This is a genomic window from Burkholderia sp. BCC1640, assembly GCF_902833125.1.
GTDB classification, from domain to species: domain Bacteria; phylum Pseudomonadota; class Gammaproteobacteria; order Burkholderiales; family Burkholderiaceae; genus Burkholderia; species Burkholderia diffusa.
This window is the reverse complement of the sequence record NZ_CADFEF010000006.1, coordinates 220,494-242,638: the sequence shown is the minus strand read 5'-3', so window position 1 is coordinate 242,638 and position 22,145 is coordinate 220,494. Positions and strand designations below refer to the sequence as shown.

The 22,145-nt window shown below is 64.1% G+C and carries 31 protein-coding genes and 2 pseudogenes; 5 read left to right on the top strand and 28 right to left on the bottom strand.

Going from position 1 to position 22,145, the window contains the following annotated elements; genetic code table 11:
* Both HWX25_RS09605 and HWX25_RS09600 read left to right on the top strand, forming a co-directional pair.
* On the top strand, positions 1–306 hold a 306-nt coding region (locus tag HWX25_RS09605), incomplete at its 5' end, for an ATP-binding protein (protein ID WP_175908361.1).
* A gap of 217 nt (positions 307–523) precedes the next feature.
* Entirely contained in the window at positions 524–826 is a 303-nt protein-coding gene (locus tag HWX25_RS09600) for a hypothetical protein (protein WP_175908360.1), read from the top strand.
* Between the two features lie 244 nt (positions 827–1,070).
* Here HWX25_RS09600 and HWX25_RS09595 read toward each other — a convergent pair whose 3' ends face one another.
* Entirely contained in the window at positions 1,071–1,751 is a 681-nt protein-coding gene (locus HWX25_RS09595) for an SOS response-associated peptidase family protein (RefSeq protein ID WP_175908359.1), read from the bottom strand.
* An 82-nt stretch (positions 1,752–1,833) separates the two neighbouring features.
* On the opposite strand from HWX25_RS09595, the gene HWX25_RS09590 reads away from it, so the two are divergent.
* The gene (locus HWX25_RS09590; protein WP_175908358.1) at positions 1,834–2,160 is read left to right on the top strand and encodes a hypothetical protein; all 327 of its coding nucleotides are present in this window, start codon (positions 1,834–1,836) and stop codon (positions 2,158–2,160) included.
* Here the strand turns inward: HWX25_RS09590 and HWX25_RS09585 are convergent.
* From HWX25_RS09585 to HWX25_RS09570, 4 genes are read right to left on the bottom strand one after another with little or no spacing between them, the layout of a single operon-like run.
* On the bottom strand, positions 2,130–2,609 hold the full coding sequence (locus HWX25_RS09585) for a DUF2514 family protein (protein ID WP_175908357.1): 480 nt from the start codon (positions 2,607–2,609) through the stop codon (positions 2,130–2,132). The two genes, HWX25_RS09590 and HWX25_RS09585, sit on opposite strands and share 31 nt — an antisense overlap.
* The gene (locus HWX25_RS09580; protein ID WP_175908356.1) at positions 2,606–3,154 is read right to left on the bottom strand and encodes a hypothetical protein; all 549 of its coding nucleotides are present in this window, start codon (positions 3,152–3,154) and stop codon (positions 2,606–2,608) included. Before HWX25_RS09580 ends, HWX25_RS09585 begins: the two co-directional genes overlap by 4 nt.
* Complete coding sequence (locus tag HWX25_RS09575; protein WP_175908355.1) at positions 3,151–3,648, bottom strand: lysozyme; 498 nt, start codon at positions 3,646–3,648, stop codon at positions 3,151–3,153. Before HWX25_RS09575 ends, HWX25_RS09580 begins: the two co-directional genes overlap by 4 nt.
* Positions 3,641–3,823, bottom strand: a complete 183-nt coding sequence (locus HWX25_RS09570; protein ID WP_059594733.1) for a hypothetical protein — start codon at positions 3,821–3,823, stop codon at positions 3,641–3,643. The genes HWX25_RS09575 and HWX25_RS09570 overlap by 8 nt, the downstream gene beginning before the upstream one ends.
* A gap of 295 nt (positions 3,824–4,118) precedes the next feature.
* Between HWX25_RS09570 and HWX25_RS09565 the strand changes: the two genes are divergently transcribed.
* Positions 4,119–5,126 carry an acyltransferase gene (locus tag HWX25_RS09565; RefSeq protein WP_175908354.1) on the top strand — a complete coding sequence of 336 codons (1,008 nt, stop codon included), beginning with the start codon at positions 4,119–4,121 and terminating at the stop codon, positions 5,124–5,126.
* Here HWX25_RS09565 and HWX25_RS09560 read toward each other — a convergent pair.
* From HWX25_RS09560 to HWX25_RS09535, 7 genes and pseudogenes are all read right to left on the bottom strand, one after another.
* Entirely contained in the window at positions 5,115–5,324 is a 210-nt protein-coding gene (locus HWX25_RS09560) for a hypothetical protein (protein ID WP_175908353.1), read from the bottom strand. The genes HWX25_RS09565 and HWX25_RS09560 overlap by 12 nt on opposite strands.
* Before the next feature lie 9 nt (positions 5,325–5,333).
* On the bottom strand, positions 5,334–6,347 hold the full coding sequence (locus HWX25_RS09555; RefSeq protein ID WP_175908352.1) for a hypothetical protein: 1,014 nt from the start codon (positions 6,345–6,347) through the stop codon (positions 5,334–5,336).
* Positions 6,348–6,410: 63 nt separating this feature from the next.
* Positions 6,411–6,653, bottom strand: a pseudogene (locus tag HWX25_RS33410) (DUF2612 domain-containing protein); the annotation flags it as partial.
* A gap of 861 nt (positions 6,654–7,514) precedes the next feature.
* Positions 7,515–7,928 (bottom strand): annotated as a pseudogene (locus HWX25_RS33405) (DUF2612 domain-containing protein); the annotation flags it as partial.
* Positions 7,928–9,109, bottom strand: a complete 1,182-nt coding sequence (locus HWX25_RS09545; protein ID WP_175908351.1) for a baseplate J/gp47 family protein — start codon at positions 9,107–9,109, stop codon at positions 7,928–7,930. The gene HWX25_RS09545 and the pseudogene HWX25_RS33405, both read right to left, overlap by 1 nt.
* Positions 9,106–9,459: a hypothetical protein gene (locus HWX25_RS09540; protein ID WP_059701301.1), complete on the bottom strand. Its 354-nt coding sequence runs from the start codon at positions 9,457–9,459 to the stop codon at positions 9,106–9,108. The genes HWX25_RS09545 and HWX25_RS09540 overlap by 4 nt, the downstream gene beginning before the upstream one ends.
* 7 nt (positions 9,460–9,466) lie before the next feature.
* Positions 9,467–10,216 carry a Gp138 family membrane-puncturing spike protein gene (locus HWX25_RS09535; protein ID WP_175908350.1) on the bottom strand — a complete coding sequence of 250 codons (750 nt, stop codon included), beginning with the start codon at positions 10,214–10,216 and terminating at the stop codon, positions 9,467–9,469.
* Positions 10,217–10,219: 3 nt separating this feature from the next.
* Here HWX25_RS09535 and HWX25_RS09530 point away from each other — a divergent pair, with 3 nt between their 5' ends.
* Positions 10,220–10,597 carry a hypothetical protein gene (locus tag HWX25_RS09530; RefSeq protein ID WP_175908349.1) on the top strand — a complete coding sequence of 126 codons (378 nt, stop codon included), beginning with the start codon at positions 10,220–10,222 and terminating at the stop codon, positions 10,595–10,597.
* Here HWX25_RS09530 and HWX25_RS09525 read toward each other — a convergent pair.
* The 16 genes from HWX25_RS09525 to HWX25_RS09450 form a co-directional block, all read right to left on the bottom strand.
* Complete coding sequence (locus HWX25_RS09525; RefSeq protein ID WP_175908348.1) at positions 10,594–11,562, bottom strand: hypothetical protein; 969 nt, start codon at positions 11,560–11,562, stop codon at positions 10,594–10,596. The genes HWX25_RS09530 and HWX25_RS09525 overlap by 4 nt on opposite strands.
* A complete protein-coding gene (locus HWX25_RS09520) occupies positions 11,559–11,876 on the bottom strand; it encodes a hypothetical protein (protein WP_175908347.1) in 318 nt (105 codons plus the stop codon). Before HWX25_RS09520 ends, HWX25_RS09525 begins: the two co-directional genes overlap by 4 nt.
* On the bottom strand, positions 11,876–12,433 hold the full coding sequence (locus tag HWX25_RS09515) for a phage baseplate protein (RefSeq protein WP_347879253.1): 558 nt from the start codon (positions 12,431–12,433) through the stop codon (positions 11,876–11,878). Before HWX25_RS09515 ends, HWX25_RS09520 begins: the two co-directional genes overlap by 1 nt.
* A 14-nt stretch (positions 12,434–12,447) precedes the next feature.
* Positions 12,448–14,436, bottom strand: coding sequence for a mannosyl-glycoprotein endo-beta-N-acetylglucosamidase (locus tag HWX25_RS09510; RefSeq protein WP_175908345.1), 1,989 nt, complete (start codon positions 14,434–14,436; stop codon positions 12,448–12,450).
* Positions 14,429–14,572, bottom strand: a complete 144-nt coding sequence (locus tag HWX25_RS09505; protein WP_175908344.1) for a hypothetical protein — start codon at positions 14,570–14,572, stop codon at positions 14,429–14,431. The genes HWX25_RS09510 and HWX25_RS09505 overlap by 8 nt, the downstream gene beginning before the upstream one ends.
* Positions 14,573–14,619: 47 nt before the next feature.
* Entirely contained in the window at positions 14,620–15,171 is a 552-nt protein-coding gene (locus HWX25_RS09500; protein WP_175908343.1) for a phage tail assembly chaperone, read from the bottom strand.
* 2 nt (positions 15,172–15,173) lie between these two features.
* Entirely contained in the window at positions 15,174–15,614 is a 441-nt protein-coding gene (locus tag HWX25_RS09495) for a phage protein (RefSeq protein WP_175908342.1), read from the bottom strand.
* A gap of 15 nt (positions 15,615–15,629) precedes the next feature.
* Positions 15,630–17,105, bottom strand: a complete 1,476-nt coding sequence (locus HWX25_RS09490; protein WP_175908341.1) for a DUF3383 domain-containing protein — start codon at positions 17,103–17,105, stop codon at positions 15,630–15,632.
* Between the two features lie 9 nt (positions 17,106–17,114).
* On the bottom strand, positions 17,115–17,705 hold the full coding sequence (locus tag HWX25_RS09485) for a hypothetical protein (RefSeq protein ID WP_175908340.1): 591 nt from the start codon (positions 17,703–17,705) through the stop codon (positions 17,115–17,117).
* Positions 17,702–18,079 carry a hypothetical protein gene (locus tag HWX25_RS09480; protein WP_175908339.1) on the bottom strand — a complete coding sequence of 126 codons (378 nt, stop codon included), beginning with the start codon at positions 18,077–18,079 and terminating at the stop codon, positions 17,702–17,704. The genes HWX25_RS09485 and HWX25_RS09480 overlap by 4 nt, the downstream gene beginning before the upstream one ends.
* Before the next feature lie 61 nt (positions 18,080–18,140).
* On the bottom strand, positions 18,141–18,620 hold the full coding sequence (locus tag HWX25_RS09475) for a hypothetical protein (RefSeq protein WP_175908338.1): 480 nt from the start codon (positions 18,618–18,620) through the stop codon (positions 18,141–18,143).
* Between the two features lie 28 nt (positions 18,621–18,648).
* A complete protein-coding gene (locus tag HWX25_RS09470) occupies positions 18,649–19,032 on the bottom strand; it encodes a DUF4054 domain-containing protein (RefSeq protein WP_175908337.1) in 384 nt (127 codons plus the stop codon).
* 8 nt (positions 19,033–19,040) lie between these two features.
* Entirely contained in the window at positions 19,041–19,313 is a 273-nt protein-coding gene (locus tag HWX25_RS09465) for a hypothetical protein (RefSeq protein WP_244138755.1), read from the bottom strand.
* 1 nt (position 19,314) lies between these two features.
* Complete coding sequence (locus HWX25_RS09460; RefSeq protein ID WP_175908336.1) at positions 19,315–20,352, bottom strand: DUF2184 domain-containing protein; 1,038 nt, start codon at positions 20,350–20,352, stop codon at positions 19,315–19,317.
* A 10-nt stretch (positions 20,353–20,362) separates the two neighbouring features.
* The gene (locus tag HWX25_RS09455) at positions 20,363–20,851 is read right to left on the bottom strand and encodes a hypothetical protein (protein ID WP_175908335.1); all 489 of its coding nucleotides are present in this window, start codon (positions 20,849–20,851) and stop codon (positions 20,363–20,365) included.
* Positions 20,852–20,864: 13 nt separating this feature from the next.
* Positions 20,865–22,145 (bottom strand): DUF2213 domain-containing protein, encoded by a 1,281-nt coding sequence (locus tag HWX25_RS09450; protein WP_175908334.1) that lies wholly within the window; start codon positions 22,143–22,145, stop codon positions 20,865–20,867.

The window sequence follows — 22,145 nt, the reverse complement described above, 5'->3', positions numbered from 1 at the left end:
GAACTCGGATATCTGCCGTTCAGCCAGGCCGGCGGGGCGTTGCTGTTCCATCTGCTGAGCCGCCTGTACGAACACACGAGCGTTGCCATCACAACGAATCTGGACTTCGCCGAATGGTCCAGTGTGTTCGGCGACGCGAAGATGACCACGGCGTTGCTGGACCGGCTGACGCACCACTGCCACATCGTGGAGACCGGCAACGAAAGCTATCGATTCCGGCACAGCAGCGCCAGTGCAAAGAAACGCATCCGTACACGTGAAGCGGCGCGCAGAGGCGACAGCGCGAGCGCTGCCGAGTCAGCCTGACGTTGTTTGCCAGCGCAGGGGAATCTGCTGCGGGCTATGCCCTTCGCAGATTCCCCTGGGCAACGCACCCTCATACGCAGGAGGACAACGACCCCGGAAACCCATACACTTATCCACAACCGGTCCTGCTATAGACCGGTCTCCACCCCGGCTCAAAATCCAATCGGCCCGGTGGCTCAAAATTCCGTCGGCGCGGACATCCGTGTGGCAAGACGCGATGTACAGCTACATCGGATCGTACGACGCCGAGATCGCAAAGGAGTTTGAGGTAAAGAAGATGCGAGAAGCAGCCCAGCGCATTGCGAATCGAATCAATCGACCGGTCAAGGGCGGCATGGAGCTGATGCTGACGAAGCATCGAGATTACTTTTCGATGCAGGACATTCGGCCCGCCGCTATTACGACGAAGCTCGCGAATCGCGATGCTGACGCATACGATTTCGCGGCGCACGCGAATCCGGGCACGACGCATCGGCACTACGACCGACGGAAGGTGAAAGCCGCTGACGCGACGGAGTGAATTCCGAAATTGCAATTTCCGTTCCGAAATTCATACCGCGGAAAGCAAAACAGGCGCCTAAGCGCCTGTTTTGTTTGAGAATTTTGGGGTGGCTGATGGGACTCGAACCCACGACGACAGGAATCACAATCCTAGCGAGCGATCCTTATTCGACAAGGCTTGCAGGCCGGTCGGCGGGAATTTTTCGACAAAAACAACCTTTGATTCTGTTGGCTTTTTTTCGCTTCATTCCCAGCATTTTCCCCTACTTTTCGACGGCCGGCTCGGCCGCCATGTCGTCGGCCGGGCGGAGCTGCAGCATCGCGCGTGCCGCCTCAACGTTCGACGTCGTCAACCATTCCTCCCAGTCGTCCGGCCGCAGGATCACGACCGATCGCTTCTCGTCGCCGGGCCGGTGCATGTGCTTCATGACGGGGTGCTCATCGGCGTTGACCGTGATCATCGCCATCGCGTGATGCTCGGTGCCATCCTGGTGCTGGAGCGTGCGCCAAATCCCGGCGACACACATCGGTCGCCAGTCCGCCAGGCCGATCCGGTACCGCACGTGCTTGCCCGTTTCCCAGTTCGGCTCGTAGATCCATTTTGCGGGGATAAGGCAGCGCCGCCCGGCGCGCCACGCCGGCGCGTACAGCGGCGACTTCCCGAGGTTGTCGTCGCGCACGTTCATCGTGCTGCGTATGATCGGCGGCTTGCGCCCCTGCTCCTTCGCCTTCTCTACATTGGCCTTCTGAAGCGCCCGCGGCCAGAAACCGAAGCCGGCGATCAACGGCTTGAGCTGCCCGTCGACATTCGCGACGATCGGAGCGTCGTAGTCCTGGTAGATCTCGGGCTTCCAAGGGAAACGTCGGTAGAGGTCACTGAACGGCTCGATCCTCAACTCACGGAGCTCAAAATCCTCGTGCGGCGCCCGGTAGTTTGTACACATCGCCGTCCCCAATTTTCGTTCTTGACGGGACCATCTTACCGCGCGATAAACTGTACATCCATACAGTATTCCGCGCAGCATCATGCAGCACTACTTCATTCTCAACGACCGCCACGAACCTGTGGAGGTCGATCTGGCCACGTTTTGCCAATTTGACAAGGACATCGCGGACACGACGGTCGCTGAAAACACGCGCGTCCGGACAGTCTTTCTCGGGACGACGGTGGATCGCGACCCTCCCGCGCAACCGTGCTTTGTCCACTATGTGTACGAGCCCGGTTGGCAATATCGGACCGTCGACACGTACGGCTATCACGAAGCGGTCGCGCGGCACCGGCGAATCGTTGAGTGGCTGACGAAGCGAGCCGAGCGCCGGCATCAGCGTGCCGCTGCCGTCAAGGCGTCGTAGTCGCGCTCGCATTGCTGGCCGGCGATGCGGGCACGGTCAGCGTACTCTGCCAATTCGCCCGCGCGCTGGTCAGCGCGGCCGAGCACGTCGGCAAGCAGATCGAGGGCGTCGCCGGTTGCCGGGCTTCCGGCGGTAGCGGCGGGATGGCGGGCGGCTGCGACGAGCTGGTCGACGCGCTGCTGCAGGCTGCCAGCGGCAGCACGAGCAGCAAAAGCATCCGCGAGTGCGGCAGTGCGTTGTTGGTTCGCATCCTTTGCGATCTCCGATTGAGCCGCGGTGCGGCGGTTAGATTCGTCGCGCTCGGCCTTCAGGGCATCGATCTGCTTCGACTGGTCCGCGACCTTGGCGGATTGGTCTGCGTCCCGATGCCCTTTGACGTAGCCGGCGGCCGAGCCGATGACGACGGCCGCGATGAGGGCCAGCCATACACGAGGATCAAGCCAGGTCATTTCCGCTCCTTCGCATGCAGCTGCTTCAGTTCGTCCGGCGAGTAGACGAAGCCCGGCAGCAGGAACGCCTGCACGCTCCAGACCGGATCGCTTTCCTCGTGCCGGCCGTGATCCTTACCCCGGTGATGCAGCGCACACAGCAGCAGTTGGTTGTAGGTCGAGTCGACGAACGTCTCGGGCCGGGCCGGATCGAACGCCTCCCAATCGAATCCCTGCGTCAGCTTGATCACGTCCCAGATCGGGTGCTGACGCGGGATCGGCACGACACGCTGCAGCTTGTGGCTGAACATCGTGTCGATCTGATTCAGCGCAACGCCGCGGATCCACTTCCAGTCGATCGCGTGTGAGAACGCCCACTCGAAGAACCGGTGATGCGATTCGACCGCCTGGTCGTCGCCGCAGACGGCGCAGACATAGCCGCCGGCCGCCTTCATCTCGCGCTTGCTCGCGCGGAACGTCGGAGACTCGGTGCGCGGCTCGTGATCGGGATAGAAGACATCCTCGGCGAGCGTGCGCCGCGTTTCGTGAGTTTTCTGGTCCGTCATAGGTCACGCTCGCACGTTGCGCGCTCGATCGCGCGGCGCTTCACCAGACCGGGCAGCACGCGGCCGCCGGCCGTCACCCACTGCGGCCGTCCGTTGTCCGCCTCGTTCATCGCACGGCACGCGCCCTTCCAGTCGCCCGCGTTGAACCGCTTCGCCGTCGTGCTGCCGCAATACGCGCCGGCGCCGACGTTGTAGGCAAAGCTCACCGCAGCCGCGAGCTGGTACGTGTGCCCCTCCAGACCGGGTGTGCACTTCAGAACCGGCTCGGCGTGCTCGATCAGCCGTTGCTCGAGGCGTGCGCGGCATTCCTCGGGCGTGAAGCGCTGGCCGGCGCGCACATCCTTCGTGTCGCCGTTGCACGCAGTGATGATGCCGATCGGGTCCGGCCGCGCGACGAGCTCGAGCCCCTCGAACTTCGGGACCATGGAAAAAAGAAGGGCTGCAGCAGCAGCCCCCACAACACCAGCGAGTGTCTTCTTCGGTACGTTAGCCATCGAGCAATGCCCTCTTCCCCTTATTCTTGATCAGGTAGTACGCCTGCAATCCGATGTACGCGATCGTCGCGACGGCTACCCACCAGTTGATGTCGTGGCTGGTCAGCCACAGCCAGAAATTGCTACCCACTGCGGGCGCCACCTTCGCAGCGCTGGTCGCGAGATCGCTCTTCATCGATTCCCCGAAATGAAAAAGCCGCCCCGGGCAACTTCCTTGGGCGGCTGTACAAAATTGCTACAATCTTGGATCGATTCCTGCCCACCAAGACATCTCATATGCGTCGACTTCTCGTGCGCCTCTGCGGAGCCTATTGCTGCTTCGCAATCGCATACGGGCTCCTCGTGGAGCGCCCGAGCGGCCGTAACTTCAGCACCGACGACATCGTGATGATCGGCGCTGGCTTGCTGCTGTGGCTATCGAGCGAGTGGGCTTGGTATCGCGAGCGATCGCACTCCAACGACAACTGACCATGGGTATCTATCGACTCTTGCTCGCGCTCGCCGTTGTCCTGTCTCACATCGGCATTATTTTTTTCGGGAAGAATCAGGGCATCGTCGCGGTCGTATCGTTCTTCCTGCTAAGCGGCTACGTCATGACCGCTCTTATCGAGCGGCATTACGCTAGCGTCGACTCCTTTCCAAGGTTCCTACTCGATCGCTCGATGCGGCTGTTTCCGCAGTTCCTGTTCTACAGCGCGATCACACTCGTTTTGATTTTCCTGTTTCACCCCCAGTCGGAGTTCATCGCAGAGTTGACGCCCACGAGCGCGGCCATGAACCTGACGATGCTGCCACTGAACTTCTTCCGGTACTTCCCGCACGCGCAAACGGTGCCGCAGGCATGGTCGCTCGGTCTCGAAGCGCAGTTCTATCTCGCCTTCCCGTTCATCCTGCTCTTGGGTCTTCGAGTACCTGCACTTCTTCTGTCGTTGCTATTCTTTTTGCTTCCGTTTTTTGACGTGATCGATCCAGACACGTGGAGCTACAGGATGCTTCCGGGAACCCTGTTTATTTTCATCATCGGAAGCTTTCTGAGGACGAACGATAAAAAGGCACTGACGGCATTCGTGTATGTGGCGTCCCTTACACTGTGCGCTGCATCGACCATCTATCAGACGATCAAATTTCCAATATTCGAGGTTACATTTGGAATCGTCGTCGGGGTGCCGATTGTCATCGCATTGAGGAAGCTCGAATTCGGACCCTTTGACGAGTTGGCGGGAAATCTGAGTTACGGCGTGTATCTGAATCACTTTTTCGTGATCTGGTGCCTTCAGATCCTCAAGCTTCCGCGGAACTCAAGCCTTTACGTTCCGATCTTGCTCGCGACTTCATTGTTGCTTGCGTGGATCTCCTACGAACTCGTCGAGAAGCGAGTGGTGGCTGCGCGTCATCGGATACGTAAGGCCACTCACCCGATCAGTGAGGGGCAGTCCTCCCCGAGCCTCCCGACGCAACGCCCGTCATCACGATACTGACGTCGAGCCTTCCTGCGGCGTAGGCGTGGGGAGCCCCGCTCCCTCGCTACCCAAGCTTTCTACGAACGCGGCCCACCGCGCATCGCTGGTTTCGACATTGCCAATGTTTGGATAGTTTGATTCGTCCTGTGGGCTCGCAAAGTAACCAACGATTTTTGATTCGGTCGAGTCTGAGAATTGGACGTAGAGCGTCGCCATGCTCCCTCCTTAAATGGTGTATGCCGACATGAAAATCGCGGCCGACGTAAATGTCCCAGACGCCGAACTTGCTGACCAGTAAACCGTCTGGGATGTCAGAAGTGCCAGGCTGTTGAATGACGAACTTGCGAGAAGGCCACCGGCTGACGTGCCGCTGCATGAACTTTGCTGCTGTCCGATAGCAGACGCACTCGATGCGATGTTTACCGAAGAGTTGCTGGAGTTCGAGCTCGCGATGTTCATGAAGCCGCTCACGCTTCGCGCATTCGGCGGTACGAACGAAGAGATGCTCAGCGCAGTGAGCGCTGCGATCTGCGACGACGTGTTGGCGATCGAGGCGTACGGAAGAGAGATGAGCCGATCCGTTTGATAGCCGATCACGAGTTGTCCGCTCGAGTTCGTCGGCCAGACCGAAATCAGCGCCGACGCCGTGTAGCCGGCCGGCATGTTCGCCCCGCTGTACACGTTCGGTTGCACCGCAGACGTCGCGTTCTTCGCGAGCAGCGCGCTCGTGCCAGTGGTCGGGTTGTAGATCGCGTACAGCGCCACGTAGCCCGATACCGGCGCCGATCCGGTGTCCATGCCGCCCGCGCCCGCAGTCGCGAGGTTGATCGTCTTCGAGAACTGCTTCAGCAGGTACTTCTGGCCGCCAAGCGCCGTGCCGACGACGATCTCGTCGGCACTGAGCGTTGCGGAGCTCGAGGCAGCCGTGACCGACATGGAGACGTTGCGCGCCTGGCCGATCACCGCAGCCGACTGCGCCTGAACGGCCATTTTCAGATTGGCGAGCAGCGTCGCCGTCGTGCCGTCGTCGATCGCATCCTGCCCGGTCAGATCGACAATGAACTGCGCGAGCACGGCCGCCATGATCGAGCTTTGGCGCCACACCTTGTTGAGCTGCTGCGACTGCGCGGTGCCGCTCTGGAAGCCGGTCAGAAGCGCGGCCAGCGACTCGTAATCGGCCTGCGCCATCACGTTCGCGGCACCAGCGGTCGCGAACGGCTTGAAGTTGTTGTTTGCCATCAATGCTCCGAGCAATAAAAAAACCGCCCGAAGGCGGCTCATTGCGTGAAAGGTGGTCGTCGTTCAGACCGGTGTGCCCCATGCTCCTGTATCGAAGCCAGCGATGTACTGGTTGTTGACGTCGAAACCGAACAACGGCTCGTTATCGACGCTCGAGACAATCGTGTAGTTGACGCGTACGCCCTCAGGCTTCAGCGGGATATAGCCGCCGGCAAGCAGCGCAAGGAACACGGCCGACGGCACCTTGCCCGCGATTCCGATCGTCATCGACATGTCCTGGTGGTCTTCGATGAAAACGTGCGTACCCTGCTGATACACCGCGCCGTCGCCGGTCCACGACAGCTTTGCGCCCACCGATGGCGCGACGGCCAACTGCGCAACACCGCTCGAGCTGAGCGCGTAGTCCGTCACTGTCACCGGCGAGGTGGTCGTGGGGATGTAGCTGGTCGGGGTCGTCCCCGCCTCAACCTGCGAGCCCCAGACGTAAATCCCTTGCCCGGCGACCCCGGTGTAATTCGTGCTGTTCGTGTTTGTCAGCGGTGCACCGATCAGCATGCGTACGCCGCTGCCACCGGGATTCGGGACTCCCGAAACGTAGCAGCGATACCAGCCGCCACCGATGTTCACGATGCCAGCCGATACATTCGCGCCCGCGCCGGCTGTGTTCGATTGCAGCACTGCACCGGTCGACAGATTGAAAACCGCATAGCAGTAGTTGCCCGAGTTCGACGCGTCTTGCAGGCGCAGCACCGCATACGGCCGATCTCCCTGCTGCAGATACACCGAGGCGCAACCCAAGCCACCGATGCCGAGCGCGTTGCTCGTCGGCGATAGCAGCGTATGCACGTTTGTCGACGAATCTGTGTCCGTCAACTTTTGGCCCGTGAGAGTGCCGTCCGGCGCTATCACGGCCGCCGGCACCATCGTGTACAGGTTCTTCGTCCATGCCGCGTTATCGAACGCGGCAGATTGCGCGATGATGTTCGTTCGAGGTGTCGGGTAGAGCTGCTGATTGCCCTGCCAGTCGTTGCGGTACAGCGTCGCGCTGTCGACCCGTCGAACCTGCGCACCGCTGTACGTCAGCGGGAAGTTCTTCGTGATGCCGTCACCGGTCCCGCACGCTTCTCCGTTGGCGTGCACCGGTGCGAGATCGGCGCTCGGATTCCCGAATATGCTGTTCAGGATTGCGGCGCTCGACGCAAGCGTTCCGTCCCAGTGGTTCGCACCGATCTTCGCGCGGATAACGAGCCTGTACGTGTCGTTGTCCAGCACCGTGAGGCCCGTATCGGGATCGAACGGCCCCTTCCAGATGCCCTGATCAAAGCCAAGGCCGGCGACGTCGAACGAGAAGTAGATCCCGGTCAGCGGCGTGCGGACCTTCCGCGACACGCCGACCCAAAGGCCGACGTCGTCGAGCTGCACGCCGACCGCGTTATCGAGGTCGAACTTGCTCGGCATGCTCTGAAGCACGTTCATCTGGTCGACGAGCGGCTGCACGAGCGCCCGGACGGTAGCCATGAATCGCGGCTTGTCGCGATGCTCGGACGTGATCAGCACGGTGTAATCGCTGGGATCTGCCATCAGGTCACCACGAGAGTCACGTTCGCCGGCGTACACGACGCCGCCTCGTTGAACAGCAATGCGACGTCAGGCGTACCCGCGCCGCGCGGGCCGGTAAGCGTCAGGCCGGACAGCTTGAACGTGACGCCGCCGCCCACGCTGTTCGCCGCGGTCAGCGCGTCACCCCATTCGACGCTGCCCGACAGGCCGCCGCCGAGCTGCACGCCGTTGATGTAGTCCGACACGGCCTGCTGGATCTGCTGACCGGTCTGGCTGGTGTAACCGGTGAGCGCCTTGATCGTCACCGTGGCGCCGGTCGGCGCGGCCAACGGCCGGAAGAACCGGATCGTGATCGGGCGGCCGTAGATGTCCGTGACGACGATCGCCGTGGTGCCGTACGTGCCGGCGCCTGGCGTCTTCTTCGCTGCAATCGCATTCGCGATCGCCGTCGCGTCGCCGCCCTCGACCACAAGCGAGATCGAGTGCGACGGGATGCCGTTCGCGTCCGTGGCGCTGGTGTCGTTCTCGTACGCCACATACCGCGTGACGCCGGCGACATTCGCCACCGCGCCTATGATGCCGTCGAGCACGGTGAGCGACGGCAGCGCCGTCGATACCGTCTGCCGCTGCCGCAGCACCGCGTCTTTCTCGACGGGCGCGCCCCCGGCGGCGTCCGCCGGGTTCGTCACAGACTGCCAGCCAAGCGCGGGGGTCGCGATCTGGTTGATCGTACCCGCACGGGCCGAAACGTCGCCGATCGTCGCGCACGTGGCTGTGACGGTGATCGTGCCGCTCGGCGGGATCGTCACGGTCGCGGGTAGCATCCATTGCACGCCGTTGGCGTCCTTCGCCGCACCGTTCGTAATCGTCTTGCCAGCCTGCCCAACCAGCACCAGGTCGGCGCTCGAGTACGACGCGGTCTTACGTGCAATGCCGTTGATCTTGACGTTGCTCGACAGCGCATCGTCCTGCGCCGTCGCAGGACTGAACGACCGATAGACCGCGATCGCGACCGAGTTGACGTCGCTGATTGCCTTTGCGAACACGCCGAGCAGCTGGCCGTCCTGGCTGTCCGGCTCGAGGTACGTGTCGGCGCCGTAGATCGATCGGTACTGGTCCTGCAGATACGCGAACACGTCCGCGTACGTCGGCGCGGTGATGCCGCTCGCGTCGATGGTGGGTGCGATGGTCGTGAGAGTCACAATGTCGCCTGTACCGTAGTGGTGCCGTAGATGGTGTTTATCGTGGCCGTTACCGTCAGCACGCGCGTCTCGGGATCAGCCGTGCTCGAGTAGCTGACGAGTTCGGTCACGCCGTGTGTGCCGAGAATGCACGTGCGGATCGCAGCGTCATACTTGCCGCTCGTGTACTTTCCGAGCACGTCGGTCGCCCAAGGCATGCCGGCCGTCGTGTCGAGGAACCATTCGCCGCGCAGCAGGCGCAGGCGCGTCAGCACGGCCTGTGCGACCGTCTCCGGCGTGTTCACGAGGAAGTCGGCCGCGCCCCCGCCGAAGACGTAATCGCCATCAGCGTCGAGTTTTCGGTATCTCATGAGAACCTCAGTTGACCGAACCCGTGTTGCCGCCCTGCGGATCCGGGTGCGTGTGCGTATCGTCGACGCGCTTGCCGTTCGCTGTGATCTGCCCGATTACGTTCAGCACGCCGTTGAATACCGCTGCGGCGCCGCTCACAGCGCTACCGACCATGCCGCCGACGAACGTCAGCAGGCCGGTGATAGTCACGGCGGCCGAGAATGTCGACAGAGGCGCGACCACGTCGAAACCGCCCGGCGCAACGATCTTCACCTTCTGCAGCGTCGGGTTCAGGTCGATGTACGTCGCGCCGTCGTCGCTGCGCAGCTGCGTAGAGCTGCCGCTGACGCCAGCGAGCGCGCGGGGCCGCGATCGGAAGCCGAGCAGCACGAACCCGTCCGACAGGTCGTGCATGCGCAGCTCGGCTTGCTCCTGCACGCCGCCCGACTGCCACCACGCGTCGATACAGCGCGACGCGAACACGACGAGGCACTCGTCGCCAGGCACCACCGGAAACGTCAACGTACAATTCCCGCCAGCCGGGAACTGGACCGGGCAATCGACCAGCAGCGGCAGCGCGACGCTCTGGATCGTGCCGTCGATGCCGCGCACCTGCGCCTTGATCGCAGGCTGCACGCTGCACGTCGGCGGCCGGTCGGCTGCGCTTTCGAACGACTGGATGATGCCGGGCAACGCTGTCCAGATGCCCGCGCGCACGCCGTCGAACGCTTCACGCAGGGCGACTTCTGGGTCGCCTACCCTTTCACGTCGATCCATGGGATGAAAATGAAAAAACTGATGTTGATCGCAGCGCTGCTCGCGCCGCTCGCCGCCGTCGCTGACGACGCCTACGTCTACCCGTTCGCCGGCATGAAGGTCGGCGTGACCGTCGAGAACGAATTCCCGACCATCCTGTACACGGGGAAGAAATGCGACCTGCCGCTCGCGAACGCGAAGAACATGCGACGCTACGAGTCCTACCGCGGCGTGTGGGACATCGGCTGCTGGGGCGAGACGATCGACGGCAACGCCGTAATCGTCGTGCCGCAGATGCCGACGAAATCGATACCGCTCAACGTGCTCGCGCGCGCGGACGTGAAGCGCAACGGCGAAAACACGACGATGACCATCAAGGCACTCCCGACGTACGGGCGCTAGCCGAACCGCTTGATCACGTCGGCGGACGGCACTGCCGCCTTGTCCCTGAACGAGTCCGGCAGCACCGTGACGTCGGCTGCGAGGCAGGTCACGCTCGTGTACCACTCTTCGCCGCGCGTATCGCCGCTCACGTCCGCGAGCATCACGTAGTAGAAGCCATCATCCTGCAGCTTCGCCTGCATCTCGATCCGCTCGTTCTCGGCCTGCTGGCCGACGTTCAGGCTGTACTCGTACTGCTGGATGCTCGCGTTGTCGAGCCAGAGTAGCCGGCCGATCTTCACGCTCGGATTCAGCAGCATCTTCACCTCGATGCCGTTCGCGGTCTGCTGCGGCAGCCCGACCATGCCGGTCGCCGACGTGATCACCGGGATGTCGCCAGACATGTACGCCGTTTCCGGCACCAGCATGACCTTCCCATCCTGAATGCTCCAGACTGTCTGAGTCGTCTTCGCGATCCCTCGCAGAAAGTCGCGCGCCATCCCGAACATCACCTTCCCGCGCGGCAGCGGATTCGATGTCACCTGCGGCATGTAGCCGAGCGACACGCCGTACGGGTTCATCGCCGCCGTTGCCACGGACACGTGATCAGTAGCAACCGAGCCGGCCGCGAGAGTCGAGTTGACCACGGCGAAGTTGTACGCCGAGTCGCCGTCTGCCGCGGTGATGTCGAGGAACGTGTCGGTCTGGCTCTCGCGCCCGCGGCGCACCTGCTTGATCTGGCCGTCGAAAATGATCCCGTAGTTGCCCTCGTAGCCGGCCTGCAACACGACGCGCGTGAACTCCTTCTGCGCACGCCGCGCCGTCGTCGCGGACACGTTGTAGACGCGGATCCGAGCCGAATTCGGCGTCTGCAGGTCGCCACGCTGCACTCGGAATACGATCCGCAGCTCGGACATGTCGAGCGCCTCGCCGCTGTCGAAGCCGATGATCAGCGATACCTTCCGGCCGAACTGCTCAACGCTCATTGGTCCGTCACCCAGAAAACGTGCGATCCGATGCCGAGATCCTCGTACGTCGGAACATCGTCCGGATCAGCGGCGCCCTGAACCCACAGCCGCCCCTGAAAGCCGAGGTGCTTATACTGCGCGAGCAGGTCGACGCCGGTAACCAGCGGGACGCCTGACACCATCGGGTTGTCCGAGGCGTCCGCGATGTCGAGCACCCACCCCGCGCCGCCAGCCTTGCGATACCGGACGGTCAGGCGATAGTCGGTCCCGCTCAGCGACACGGTGAAGCGCTCCGGGCGCGGCGAAAACGGAATCTCGAAGAAGCTCGGCATCACATACTCCCCGGCTGCACTGCGCCGCCCGGCGCCGGCGTGGCCGGCATGGCGGCCTTCGTGCCGCCGTTGCCAGTCTCGGCCGTCGACGCCGGGTCGGCCTGGTTCTCGCGCGGCGGCAGCTTCGTCACCTGCGTCGACACGATGCGGATCTGCTTGAGTGTCGCCGTCAGGATCAGCGCGCTCGATGTCTTCGCATCAGTCGTGAGCCGCAGCCCCTGCAGAAGCATGTTCTGGTAGGTGCGGCGGCTCGTCGCGACATCGAACGGCGTGCGCGCCTGCTGCAGCGCGAGCAGCTGCGAGTAGATCGCGTTGATGTACTGTGCCGACGGCAGGCCGCCGCCGTCGAACGTCGCTTCCGCAGCGCCGAGCAACGCCTCGTAATCGGCGTTGCTCCATCCGCAGCGCATCGCGAGATCCGGCTGACGCTTGAACGCGTGATCGGTGATCTGCGCCCCCTGCTCGACCGGATGCTCGGTGATCGTCAGCTCGTCGTTGTAGACCTCTTCGATCGCGACCTGCACCGTGATGCTGCCGATCTTCTTCGGCGAGATCATGATCATGTCGAGGATCACGCGATCACCCCCTGTAGATTGCGCACCATGTCGGCGTTCACCGCGCGCTGCTCGCGCTCGACCGCGCGGCCAGCCGCCGAAGGATCGGCCGTGCCGGTCACGTGAATCTGCGTGGACTGGTGCAGCTCGACCTTCGCCGAGCCGCCGCGCGCCGACGACTGCGCGGTTAGCGCGGCCGCCGGCTGGTACGTCGCGCGCGTGTTCCGCAGCGCGGCTTCCATCTCGGCCGCCGTGATGCTCGCACGGTTGTTGCCCTTGCCAGCGTAGTAGCTGCGGCCGGTGTCGGGGTCTGCGACGCTCGCCCACTCGCGCGACGCCGCGCGCAGCGCGCCGCGCAGATCATCGCTACGCCCTTCGACGTAGTCGGCAATTGCGCGCCGCTTGTTGCGCACGAGGTACTGCTCGAAGATGCGGTCCTGCAGCTTCCGGTCGAACATCTCGTTGCCGTTGAGCTTCAGCGATCGCGCCGCCTCGGCGAGCGTGCTGCCGATGATCTGGTAGCGGCCGGCCGCATTGAACTGACCGGCCCGCTGCGCCGCCATGACCTGCGCGAGCGTCATGCCTTCGAGGTTCTCGGTGCCGGCACGGTAGCCGCCGCGCGCGCCGCGGTTGACGCTGTTGTAGTCGCCCTCACCGCGCGCGATCAGCTGGCCGAACGCCGTGTCAGCGAGGCGCGACATCGCGCCAGCCAGACCGACCGGCGCAGCGGGAGCTGCGGTCGCCGGAGCAGCGGCCGCGCCGCGCGGCGGCGTCAGCTTCGCACCGCCGCCGTCCTTCACGCTGTCGATCTCCGCCTGGGTGTAACCGCCGGTCGCGCCCAGTCCGCGGCGATCTGTTCCAGTCAGAACATCCCAGATCGACCGATACCTTCCGCCCGACAGCTGCGAAATCAGCCCGTCGACCTTGTCGCGCAGCGCGTCGCCGATCTTCCATCCGGCGAACGCAGCACCCACCGCCGCTACGGCCGTCGCGAGACTCCCGAGCACCGTCAGCAGGCCGCCGCCGGCGGCACTGGCTGCCGTCGTGGCCGCACCGGCAGCGCGCAACGCGCCCGCCATCTTCAGGATGCCGCCGGCGATCCGGAACACGCCTAGCGCCTTCAGCGCAACGCCGAGCAGCAGAATCTTCGTCGACCAGCCGTCAGTGCCGTGGTCCAGATCGACGAACTTGTCGGCGAGCCATGCGAGCGCCGGGGCCATCGCGGCCGCAGCTCGGACGACCGCGTTCGCGATGTCGGTGATGCGGTTGGCGATCTCGTCGCCGTGCTCGTTCATCCATCGCTGAAATTGGTCAAGCTGCGGCCCGATCTTCTGCAACATCGCGCCCTCGACGCGAATCGCGAGATTCTCGAACGCAGTGCCGATACCGCGCAGTTGCGTCATGAACTGGTGTGCATCGTCCGCAGCCTTGTCCAGGCCCGTCGTCTGCGACATCTCGCGGTACTGCTTCAGGAACTTCTCGAAGTCCCCGTTGCGCATCGCGAGAAGCAGGTTCTCGTCGATGCCGAGGATGTTGCCGTACTGACTCGCGAGCCACGTCGGCTTGCTCGCCAGCGCCTTGCCGAGGTCCGACATGATATCGACTGTGTCGCGCAGCTCGCCGTTCGCGTTGCGCGTCTGCACGCCGAGCGTCGCGAGATAGCCCTCGCCCGCGGGGTTGTTGCGCAGGAAGCGCGCGAGGTTCTCGATCGTGCCGGTGGCCGCCTCGGCCGAGACGCCCATGTTCCGCGCCGCGAACTCAAAGCCGCGCAGGTTAGCTGCCGACGCACCCGTGCGCTGCGACACGAAGTACAGGCGCTCGAGCTTCGACGCGAATGCCGCGACGCCGGCGCTCACCGTGAGGGCGGCGCCGGATACCGTGGCGATCAGCTGCTTGACGCCCTTGGTCGTGCCTTCGACGCCTTCCTTGAAGTTCTTCAGGCCTTTCTCGTCGACCTTGAAGCCGAGCGCGACCAGGAACTCGCGGATGACGACCGAATCAGCCATTTTCTCTTTCCATCTTGCGGCGGAACGCCGCGTTGTTGTCTGCCCGGACGGCAAGGGAATCGTTCATCAGCGCGACATCGGCGAGACCGAGCGTTCCGTCGAGCAGCGACTCGTACCGACACATCTGGGCGTGCACTGGCGCGAGCAGCCAGTCCTCGCCTCCGGGCAGCGCGCGGATCCAGCCTACGTCGCCGCCGGGCTGCTCGCTTGGCTGGTAAGCAGCCCGCTGATAAAAGGGCCGAGGTTCGCCACCACGACGCGCACGACGAGCGGCAGCATCACGTCGATGCCGATGTCGTCGAACATCGCCGTCTTATGAGCAGTGTTCCAGACTTTCGCCCAGTTGGCCCCCTGCCAGCGCTCGACGATGGACAGGCAGGTGCCGAACACGTATTCCGCGTCCTCGTCCTTCAGTCCAGCCAGCGCGTCGGCGAACGGTTGCAGCACAGGCGCGATCGCGTCGACCATCGACATCAGCTCGAGCGACTTGTCGGCTGCGGGCACGTCCGCGCCCTCGCTCGGCTCCTTGCCTTCGGCGAGCGCTGCGAGCGCGGCGTTCGCGCGCGCCTGCTCGCGAGCGACGTCTGCCTGCTCGAGTTCGGCGTAGAACTTCATCAGCACCGGGATCATCGGCGGGATGATCGGCGCGATGCGCCGCGACACGTGGAACTGCTGCATCGCGTTCAACTTGCCGATCGCGTACCGTACGCCGTTCAGTTTGATTTCTGTCGTCATGCTCAGTACGTCCCGAGGATGCCGTCGATTTTGATGCAGTCGAAGGTCCATTCGATGATGTCGCCGTCCTTCGCGTACTTCAAAGGCGCGCCCTTCTTAAACGCGCAGCTGCGCGCGGTGGTCACATCGCCGGCCGCCGTCTGCCGAACCTCGATCAGGTTCTTGCCCCACAGGCGGCTGTCGAGCGACTGCGCGTTGTACAGCGCCATCAGTTTCGCGTTGATCGGCGCGGTCTTCAGGTATCTCAGCGTGATCTGCCCGGACTTGTCGGCGTGCAAGCTGTGCATGCCTTCGCCGTCCGAGCCGATCGTCATCGTGTTCTTGTCGCCCGCACGTTCGATCGTGATGCCTTCTTCCGCGGTCGCTTCGCCGTAGCCGAGCGAGAATGCGCCGCCCGGGCCGACGATCGTCGCCGCGACGTCCTGAAAGCTGTAAGTGCTCATAGTGATATGCCCCTGTTACCGATTGACCGTGACCAGTACGTCGACGCTATGAATCGCTCCGGCTTCCTTCGCGGCGATCTGGAACGGCATCGCCTTCCGTGCCTCACGATCTGCTTGAGACTGCGTTGCGATCGGTGCCACGTAGATGTAGTAGCCCGTCGCGAGCGTGTCGCCCTTTGAGATAGCCCCGAAGCCATCGGAATTCCAGACGCCAGGCGCCAGATACCCATTGGTCACTGCAGCTTCGCAACCGGTCGCGAGCACTGCCGCCAGGCGTGCGTTGCCGGGATCCGTTTGAGGGATCTTCGTCGGGCTCTGATAGAGGTCGTTGTACAGGTCCGTTTGCAGGCGATTGCGGAACCAGATCGCGTTGTAGACCGAATCGGCGAAAATTCCGCTCGGCGTAACGCCGTACTGGATGATCGATGTGTCGTTGCTGTAGTTCACGAACACATTGCAGTTCTTTGCCTGCAGTGCGTTCGCTTGCGAGGTGCTCAGATCTTCGGCAGCGACGCTCGGCTCCTGCTTGAACATGAGCGTGATCGTCGTGTTGTTCCCGTCGAAATTGACCGTCAGAAGACGGCCCAGCAACGACGAAACAGCGTATGGAGTCGCGCTCGAGTACTGCAGGATCGTGTACTTCAGCTTCAGCGCCTTCAGCTTGCTCGCGATGTCCGTCGACACCGTTGAGTCCAGTACCTGGGGATTCTGCGTCGTGATCCCGTAGATGTGCCCCTGATCGGCTTCGATGAGGTTCGCGACCGCGATGTGCTGATCGTCGGTGATCGACGCGTCGGCAAAGTCGAGGCCGAGGAACTTGTTCGCAAAGCGATCGAGGAACAGCGCGGCCGCGTCGACGGGCTGCTCGGGCGCGATGCCGTCCGCCGGCACGCCGGCGAGGCTACTCGTCAGGCCGAGCATCGCCGAGATGTCGGTGCCGGCGCCCGGCGCCGTCGCATAGCCGACCTTCGAGTTCGTGCCGGTCGTGTTCGACGTTACGACGAACTGCGAACCGGTCCACGCGATCGTCGCGCCCGTCAGCTTGGCGTTGATCACCGTCGCCACGCCATTCAGGTTCGTCTGTGCCGAAAAGTCGAGGCCGGTGACCGACTTCGCAGCGCCGTCGACCGTGATGCTGAATGCGCCGGTCGTGACCGCATCCCACAGCGCGATGTCTCGCTGCGCGGCCGACAGCACGCCGCCGCGCAGCGAGCCGGCCGTTGCCGTCTTCGCCCACCGACCGATCATCAGCTGTTGCGGCTGCGGCGTTTGGTTGAAGTACAGCGCCGCTGCGAAGTACTCCGGAGTGTTCGTACCGAAGTCCGGCGTCACCTCGTCGATGCCGCCGTACGACCGCGCGCGCTCGTTGGTGTCGATGACGGCCGACGGGCCGAGAATCAGCCCAGTATTCAAATTCGCGCCCTGCGCCGCGAGTGCGGCGAGGTTGATCGTCACGTTGATCAGACGCGATACCGGCAATCCGTTGGACATGCTGGTCCCCTACGAGTGGATGTTCGAAACGCCGGCCACCGGCGTCGACGAGTCGGTCGTCGTCGCCACGGTGGCCGATTTGAGGTTGAGGACCGCGTAGGTCCGAGTGATCTTGCGGCGCAGCGTCACAGTCATGTCGTAGCGCCGCACCCATTGCTGGTTGACCAGATCCGGCGCTGCCCGAATCGCTCCGACACCGACGAACGCCATGTCATGAAGCTGGAGCTGCTCGCGGTTCTGCGGGATCGCGAGCCCGTCGGCGAGCCGTTGCGCGTAGCCTTTGGCGCTCGGCCCGTAGAACGTGCACATGACGTCGATGTCCTGGTGCCGGATGTACGTGTCGTGGCCGTCGCCGGTGCCGTCGTGCTGGATCGCCGGACTAACGTCCGGCTCCTGCTCCTGTAGGCCGAACGCACACCAGTTCACGGACGGCTCGGGCTGCTTCGGCACGGTCGGCTGCCAGCGCGGCCGCACGAGGTCAGGCGGCAGCGCCGTGATGCCAGCGATCAGGTCGTGGACCAGATCGTCGAGGGCATCGTCCTCGGCCGGCGGCGCATCGACGGCTGGCGCCAGGTATCCGCCGGTCGAGCTGTCGTTCATGAGGTTCCCGAAAGAGGCTTGATGTCGCACGTAGCGCAGACGAAGCCGCGACCGAAGTGCGAGTAGTCGTTCACGTTGACGACGGTGTACGTGATGCCGTCCCAGATCACCTCGTCGGCATCGCCGCCGCGGGCACCGTCGCGCAACCGGAACGGTGTGTGCAGCGTGATCGAGCCGACGATTCGGCTGCCGTCTGCGTTGCGGTGCAGGATGTCGCCCTTGTCGCTCGTCACGACGGCCGAGAACGGCGTCGATGCGACGGTGTTCTGCGCGCGGCCGTGGCCATCGACCGTCTGCGTCATGCGATTGCAGATCAGGCCCATGTCCATGAAATCCGGATCGAGCAGGACGTCGGTGACGTCGAGGAAGGCCATGGCATGGGCACCAACGAAAAAGGGCCGCACGTGGCGGCCCTTGGGTCAGGGAGACTGGAAACTACTTCTTGCGAACCACGTACGTGATCGCGTTTCGATACTGGCCGGTGTCGACCAATGTGTTCTCGCGCGTGACGCCACGGCGCCGGCGCGCGGCCAGCGTCGAGTCAGCGAGCTTGGGCTGGATGTTGCTGTTGATCTTCGCGCGCACCGAGTTCTGCCCGATGAGGCCGGCACGATTCAGGCTGCGGTCGACCTTCTCGAGGTCGCCGTCGAGCGCTGCTTCAACGCCCTTCTGCAGCTGCGGTTCGAACTTCGGTCGCGCGTCCTGCACGCCGGGCACCAGGTGCGGACGCTCCGGGATGTTGTTCGCAGGGGAACCATGCTCGAGGATGTAGCCGATCTCGGCATTGCTGAGCGGCTCGCCTTCGTCCTTCCGGCCAGCGGTGCTGTCGGGCACGCCGATGAGCACCTCCTTCTGCACGAGTCCGCTGATCGACTTCAGTACCTCGTCGAGGCGGTCGATTTTCATGCTGTCCATGGGAGTCTCCCGATGGACAGCGGCGGCGTTACAACTGCATGCCGCCCGCGCCCATCATCATTGCGAGGCTGAGATAGCGGACGCCGTACATCGTGGCGTTCCAGAAGCCGCCATCCTTGATGGCGACGGCCGCGGTGTCGTAGCTCGCGCTGACCTTGTCGACGGCCTTCGATGACTGAGGCCCGGTCACCTGACCGGGTACGCCACCGATTGCGGCCACCTTCTGGTCCTTCACGGCGAGCGCGAGGTGATGCGCGGTGACAAGCGCGACGCCCAGATCAGCCAGCTCGCCCCACCGCTCGGTATTGACGAGCGAGACCGCCACCGTCATCCAGAACTGGATCAGTGCGTCGGAATACTGCGTCGTGTCACCGAACTCGGGGAACGACTGTCTGAACTGGGATACGTCCACGGGTCACCTTACTTTTTGCTGGCCTTGTCGGCCGCCTTGGCGGTCGCGGGATCGGCTGCCGGGTCCGTCGCTGCCGCCGACTTCGACGGATCCTCGTCGGAGGACTTCGCCAGCGCGGCTGCGACGCCGTCTGGCAGCGGGCCGGTGTGCGCCTTCGTGTACCAGTGGTCGGCGATGTAATCCTCGACCTCCTGCACACCGGCGACGACGCGACGCTCGATCGACTCGCCCTCGTGGACAAGCCGCACGGTGAATGCCTTCAGCACGTTGATGAGCTGCATGTTACACCCCGTCCCGGTAGCCGATCGTTTCCGGATAGACGACTTCGACCACACCGAGGCGGCCGAAATACGTCACCAGCTGGCGCAGGTCGCGGTACTCGAGCGGCGTGCGCTGCAGCGGCACCAGCGGGAAGCGTACGCGGCCCTTGTCCTTCGTGTACGCGACCATGCGGTTCTTGCCCGCAGCGCCGCGGCCGGTGAGCCACTTCGACGGGTAAATCTCGAGCGGCCGGCCGTTGAGCTGGTTCGCGAGGCTGTTGTCCTGCAGGTAGCGCAGCACGCTGATGTTGCCGGCGTCGCTGACCTTGCGCTGGACGAGCAGCGAGAAGCTCTTCGGGTCGAGCAGCAGGCGGCCCGGGCACACCGCGTAGCCGGCTGCCGCCCACGCGCTGTTCAGCAGCTCGTTCACGTCGTCGAGCATCTGGTCCGGCATCGCCGTCGCCCAGCTGCCCGTCTGCGCGTTCGAGACGTTCTCGACCGCCGTGCTGTTCACGAGGCCGGTCACGCCGATCACGGTATCTCCGATGTACACCTGCTCGTCGACGTCCATGTTGTGCTTCAGCTGCATGCCCTCGAACTTCTGCTGGTCGACCGGGCGGCCGAGCTTCTGCGCAGATTCGAGTTCCGGGATCGTCCAGCCGATCTGCATGCCCCACAGCGTCAGCGGGTTCGGCGTCTTGCCGATGTCCAGGCCGAGGCTCTGGATCGCGTTCGCGTCCTTACCCACCCACGACTTGCCGGCCGGCGACGGGCCGCCCGCTGCGGCGAACATCGAGTTCGTGAACGAGGACACCTCGTCGGCGATCGACACGTCCTCGCGGAGATCGATGTCGCGCGACCAGGTGACCGACGCGAGCGGCATGTGCAGCTCTTGGTCGAGGCGTTCGAGCTCGCCGACCAGGAACGCGCCAGAGCTGTCGATCGTGCGCGCGTCGAACGTCATCATGCTGTCGCGCGTGCGCGCGCGGATGATCGCCGGTGCGCCAGCGATTGCGATGCCCGCCGCGCGGGCGAGCAGCGACTTGTTGTGAGTCGTCATGTCGGCTCCCTTAGATGTTGTAGGCGATTTCGACGTTGCCAGCTGCGTCGGCGCCGGCCATGAACGTCGCGCCGGTGATGGCGATCGTGTTCGTGCCGTCGGCCGCCGCCTCGATGCCGCCGATCGGCTTGCCGGCGGCCGGCGTAGCGACGCGCACGTACACCTGGCCGTCGAGCGCAGCTACGCCTGCGTTCAACAGAACCGTCTGGTAGCCGCGGCGCAGCACATCTGCGATGCCCTTCGTCGGCGGCGTCGACGTGCCGAGCGGATCCTGCGAGCTCTGCGTCGGGTACGGGCGCACGAGCAGGCCGTAGACCGCCGTGGCAACATCGCCCGCGCCGATCGGCACGAACTTGCCGTTCGCGATCTTCCCGAACAGGCCATACGCCGGGAACGGCGCGGTCGGATCGAGGGGGGCCGGCTCGATCGTCGACTGCGACGGCCGGGTCACATCGCCGGGGATGCCCGACGGCATGCGATACAGAATTGCGTTGCCCATGAGGCGTTCTCCTTTATTGGCTGGACTGACCGGCCCAGAACTTGCGGTTTTGCTCGTTGATGTCGGCGATGGTCTTGACCTTGCCGAAATCGCGCGTGTTGACCTTGCCGCTCGACGAGCCGGCGTTGTTTTTCGCGCGCATCAGTTCGGCGGCGCCGGTGAAGATCGAATCGACCACCTGCGCCGGCATGGTGTCGAAGTCGGGCGCGCGACGGCCGAGGAACGGCGCGATCGCTGCGCGGCCCGTGTCGGTTTCGTACGCCTGGTCGAGCGCGCGGCGCTGGCACTTGCAGAGTGCAGCCGCGCGATCTTTCGTCTTGAGGCCGTCGAGCGTCGGCAGCTTCACGCCCGGCGCGAGGATCTCGGCGCGCGCGGCGATGAGGCGCGCGGAATCGCCCGTGTACAGGTCGACGCCTTCTTCGCTGACGCGGCGCGACGGCTCGGCCTCGATGACCGTGTCGGTCGTCTCGTCCGTGTCGTCGTCCTCCTCGTCCTCATCTTCGGTTTCGCGTTCGCGCTCGGCGTCGCGCGCGGCGAGGCGGTTGACCTTGCGGTCGAGCGCTTTCACCGTCTTCGTGAGCGCGGCGATCGCGTCGGCCGTCTTGCCGTCCTTGTCGTCGTCGCGCTCTTCTTCCTCGGCGTCGCCGGTTTGGCCTTCCTCGAGCGCCTCCTCGAGCGCCTCGGCATCCTGCGCCTTGAACGCGGTGCGCACACGATCCAGCCACGTGCGCTTCTTCGTCTTGCTGTCTTTCGTCTTCATCTCGGGTTCCTTATCGCCGATCGCGCAGCGCGGGCCGCAGCGGCCGCGAGGGACAATGGCTACGTGGTTGACAACGATGTTCCGCTGTACCCCGCGGCCGGGTGATACCTGTTCGTAGTCGGCCTCGTAACCGAGACTGACCTCTTCGATTTCTTCGTCCTGCACCGCCTCGATGGTGTCGGGGTGCTTGATGAGCAGGTCCGCCACCAGCAGGTCGGGCTCCGACGTGCTGCGTCGCGGGTTGAGCATCACGCCCTGCGTGAGGCCCGCGTAATTCGACGGCTGCACGAAGTCGTCGGGATGGTCGAGCGTGACGTCCTTGCCCATGCAGCTGGCCATCGTCGCGTCGCGGAAGACCTCCTCCGACGTGCGGCTGATCCGGATCAGTCCATCCGGCCCGGCCTCGATCGGCACCTCGCCGGCGGCGTACAGCATCTCGCCGGTGCGTGCGACTGGAACGTCCTCGCACAGCAGGAAACCCTCGGGCGTGAGCGAACGCTTCGGCCCGAGCTTCTGGATCGTGTAGAAGCGCAT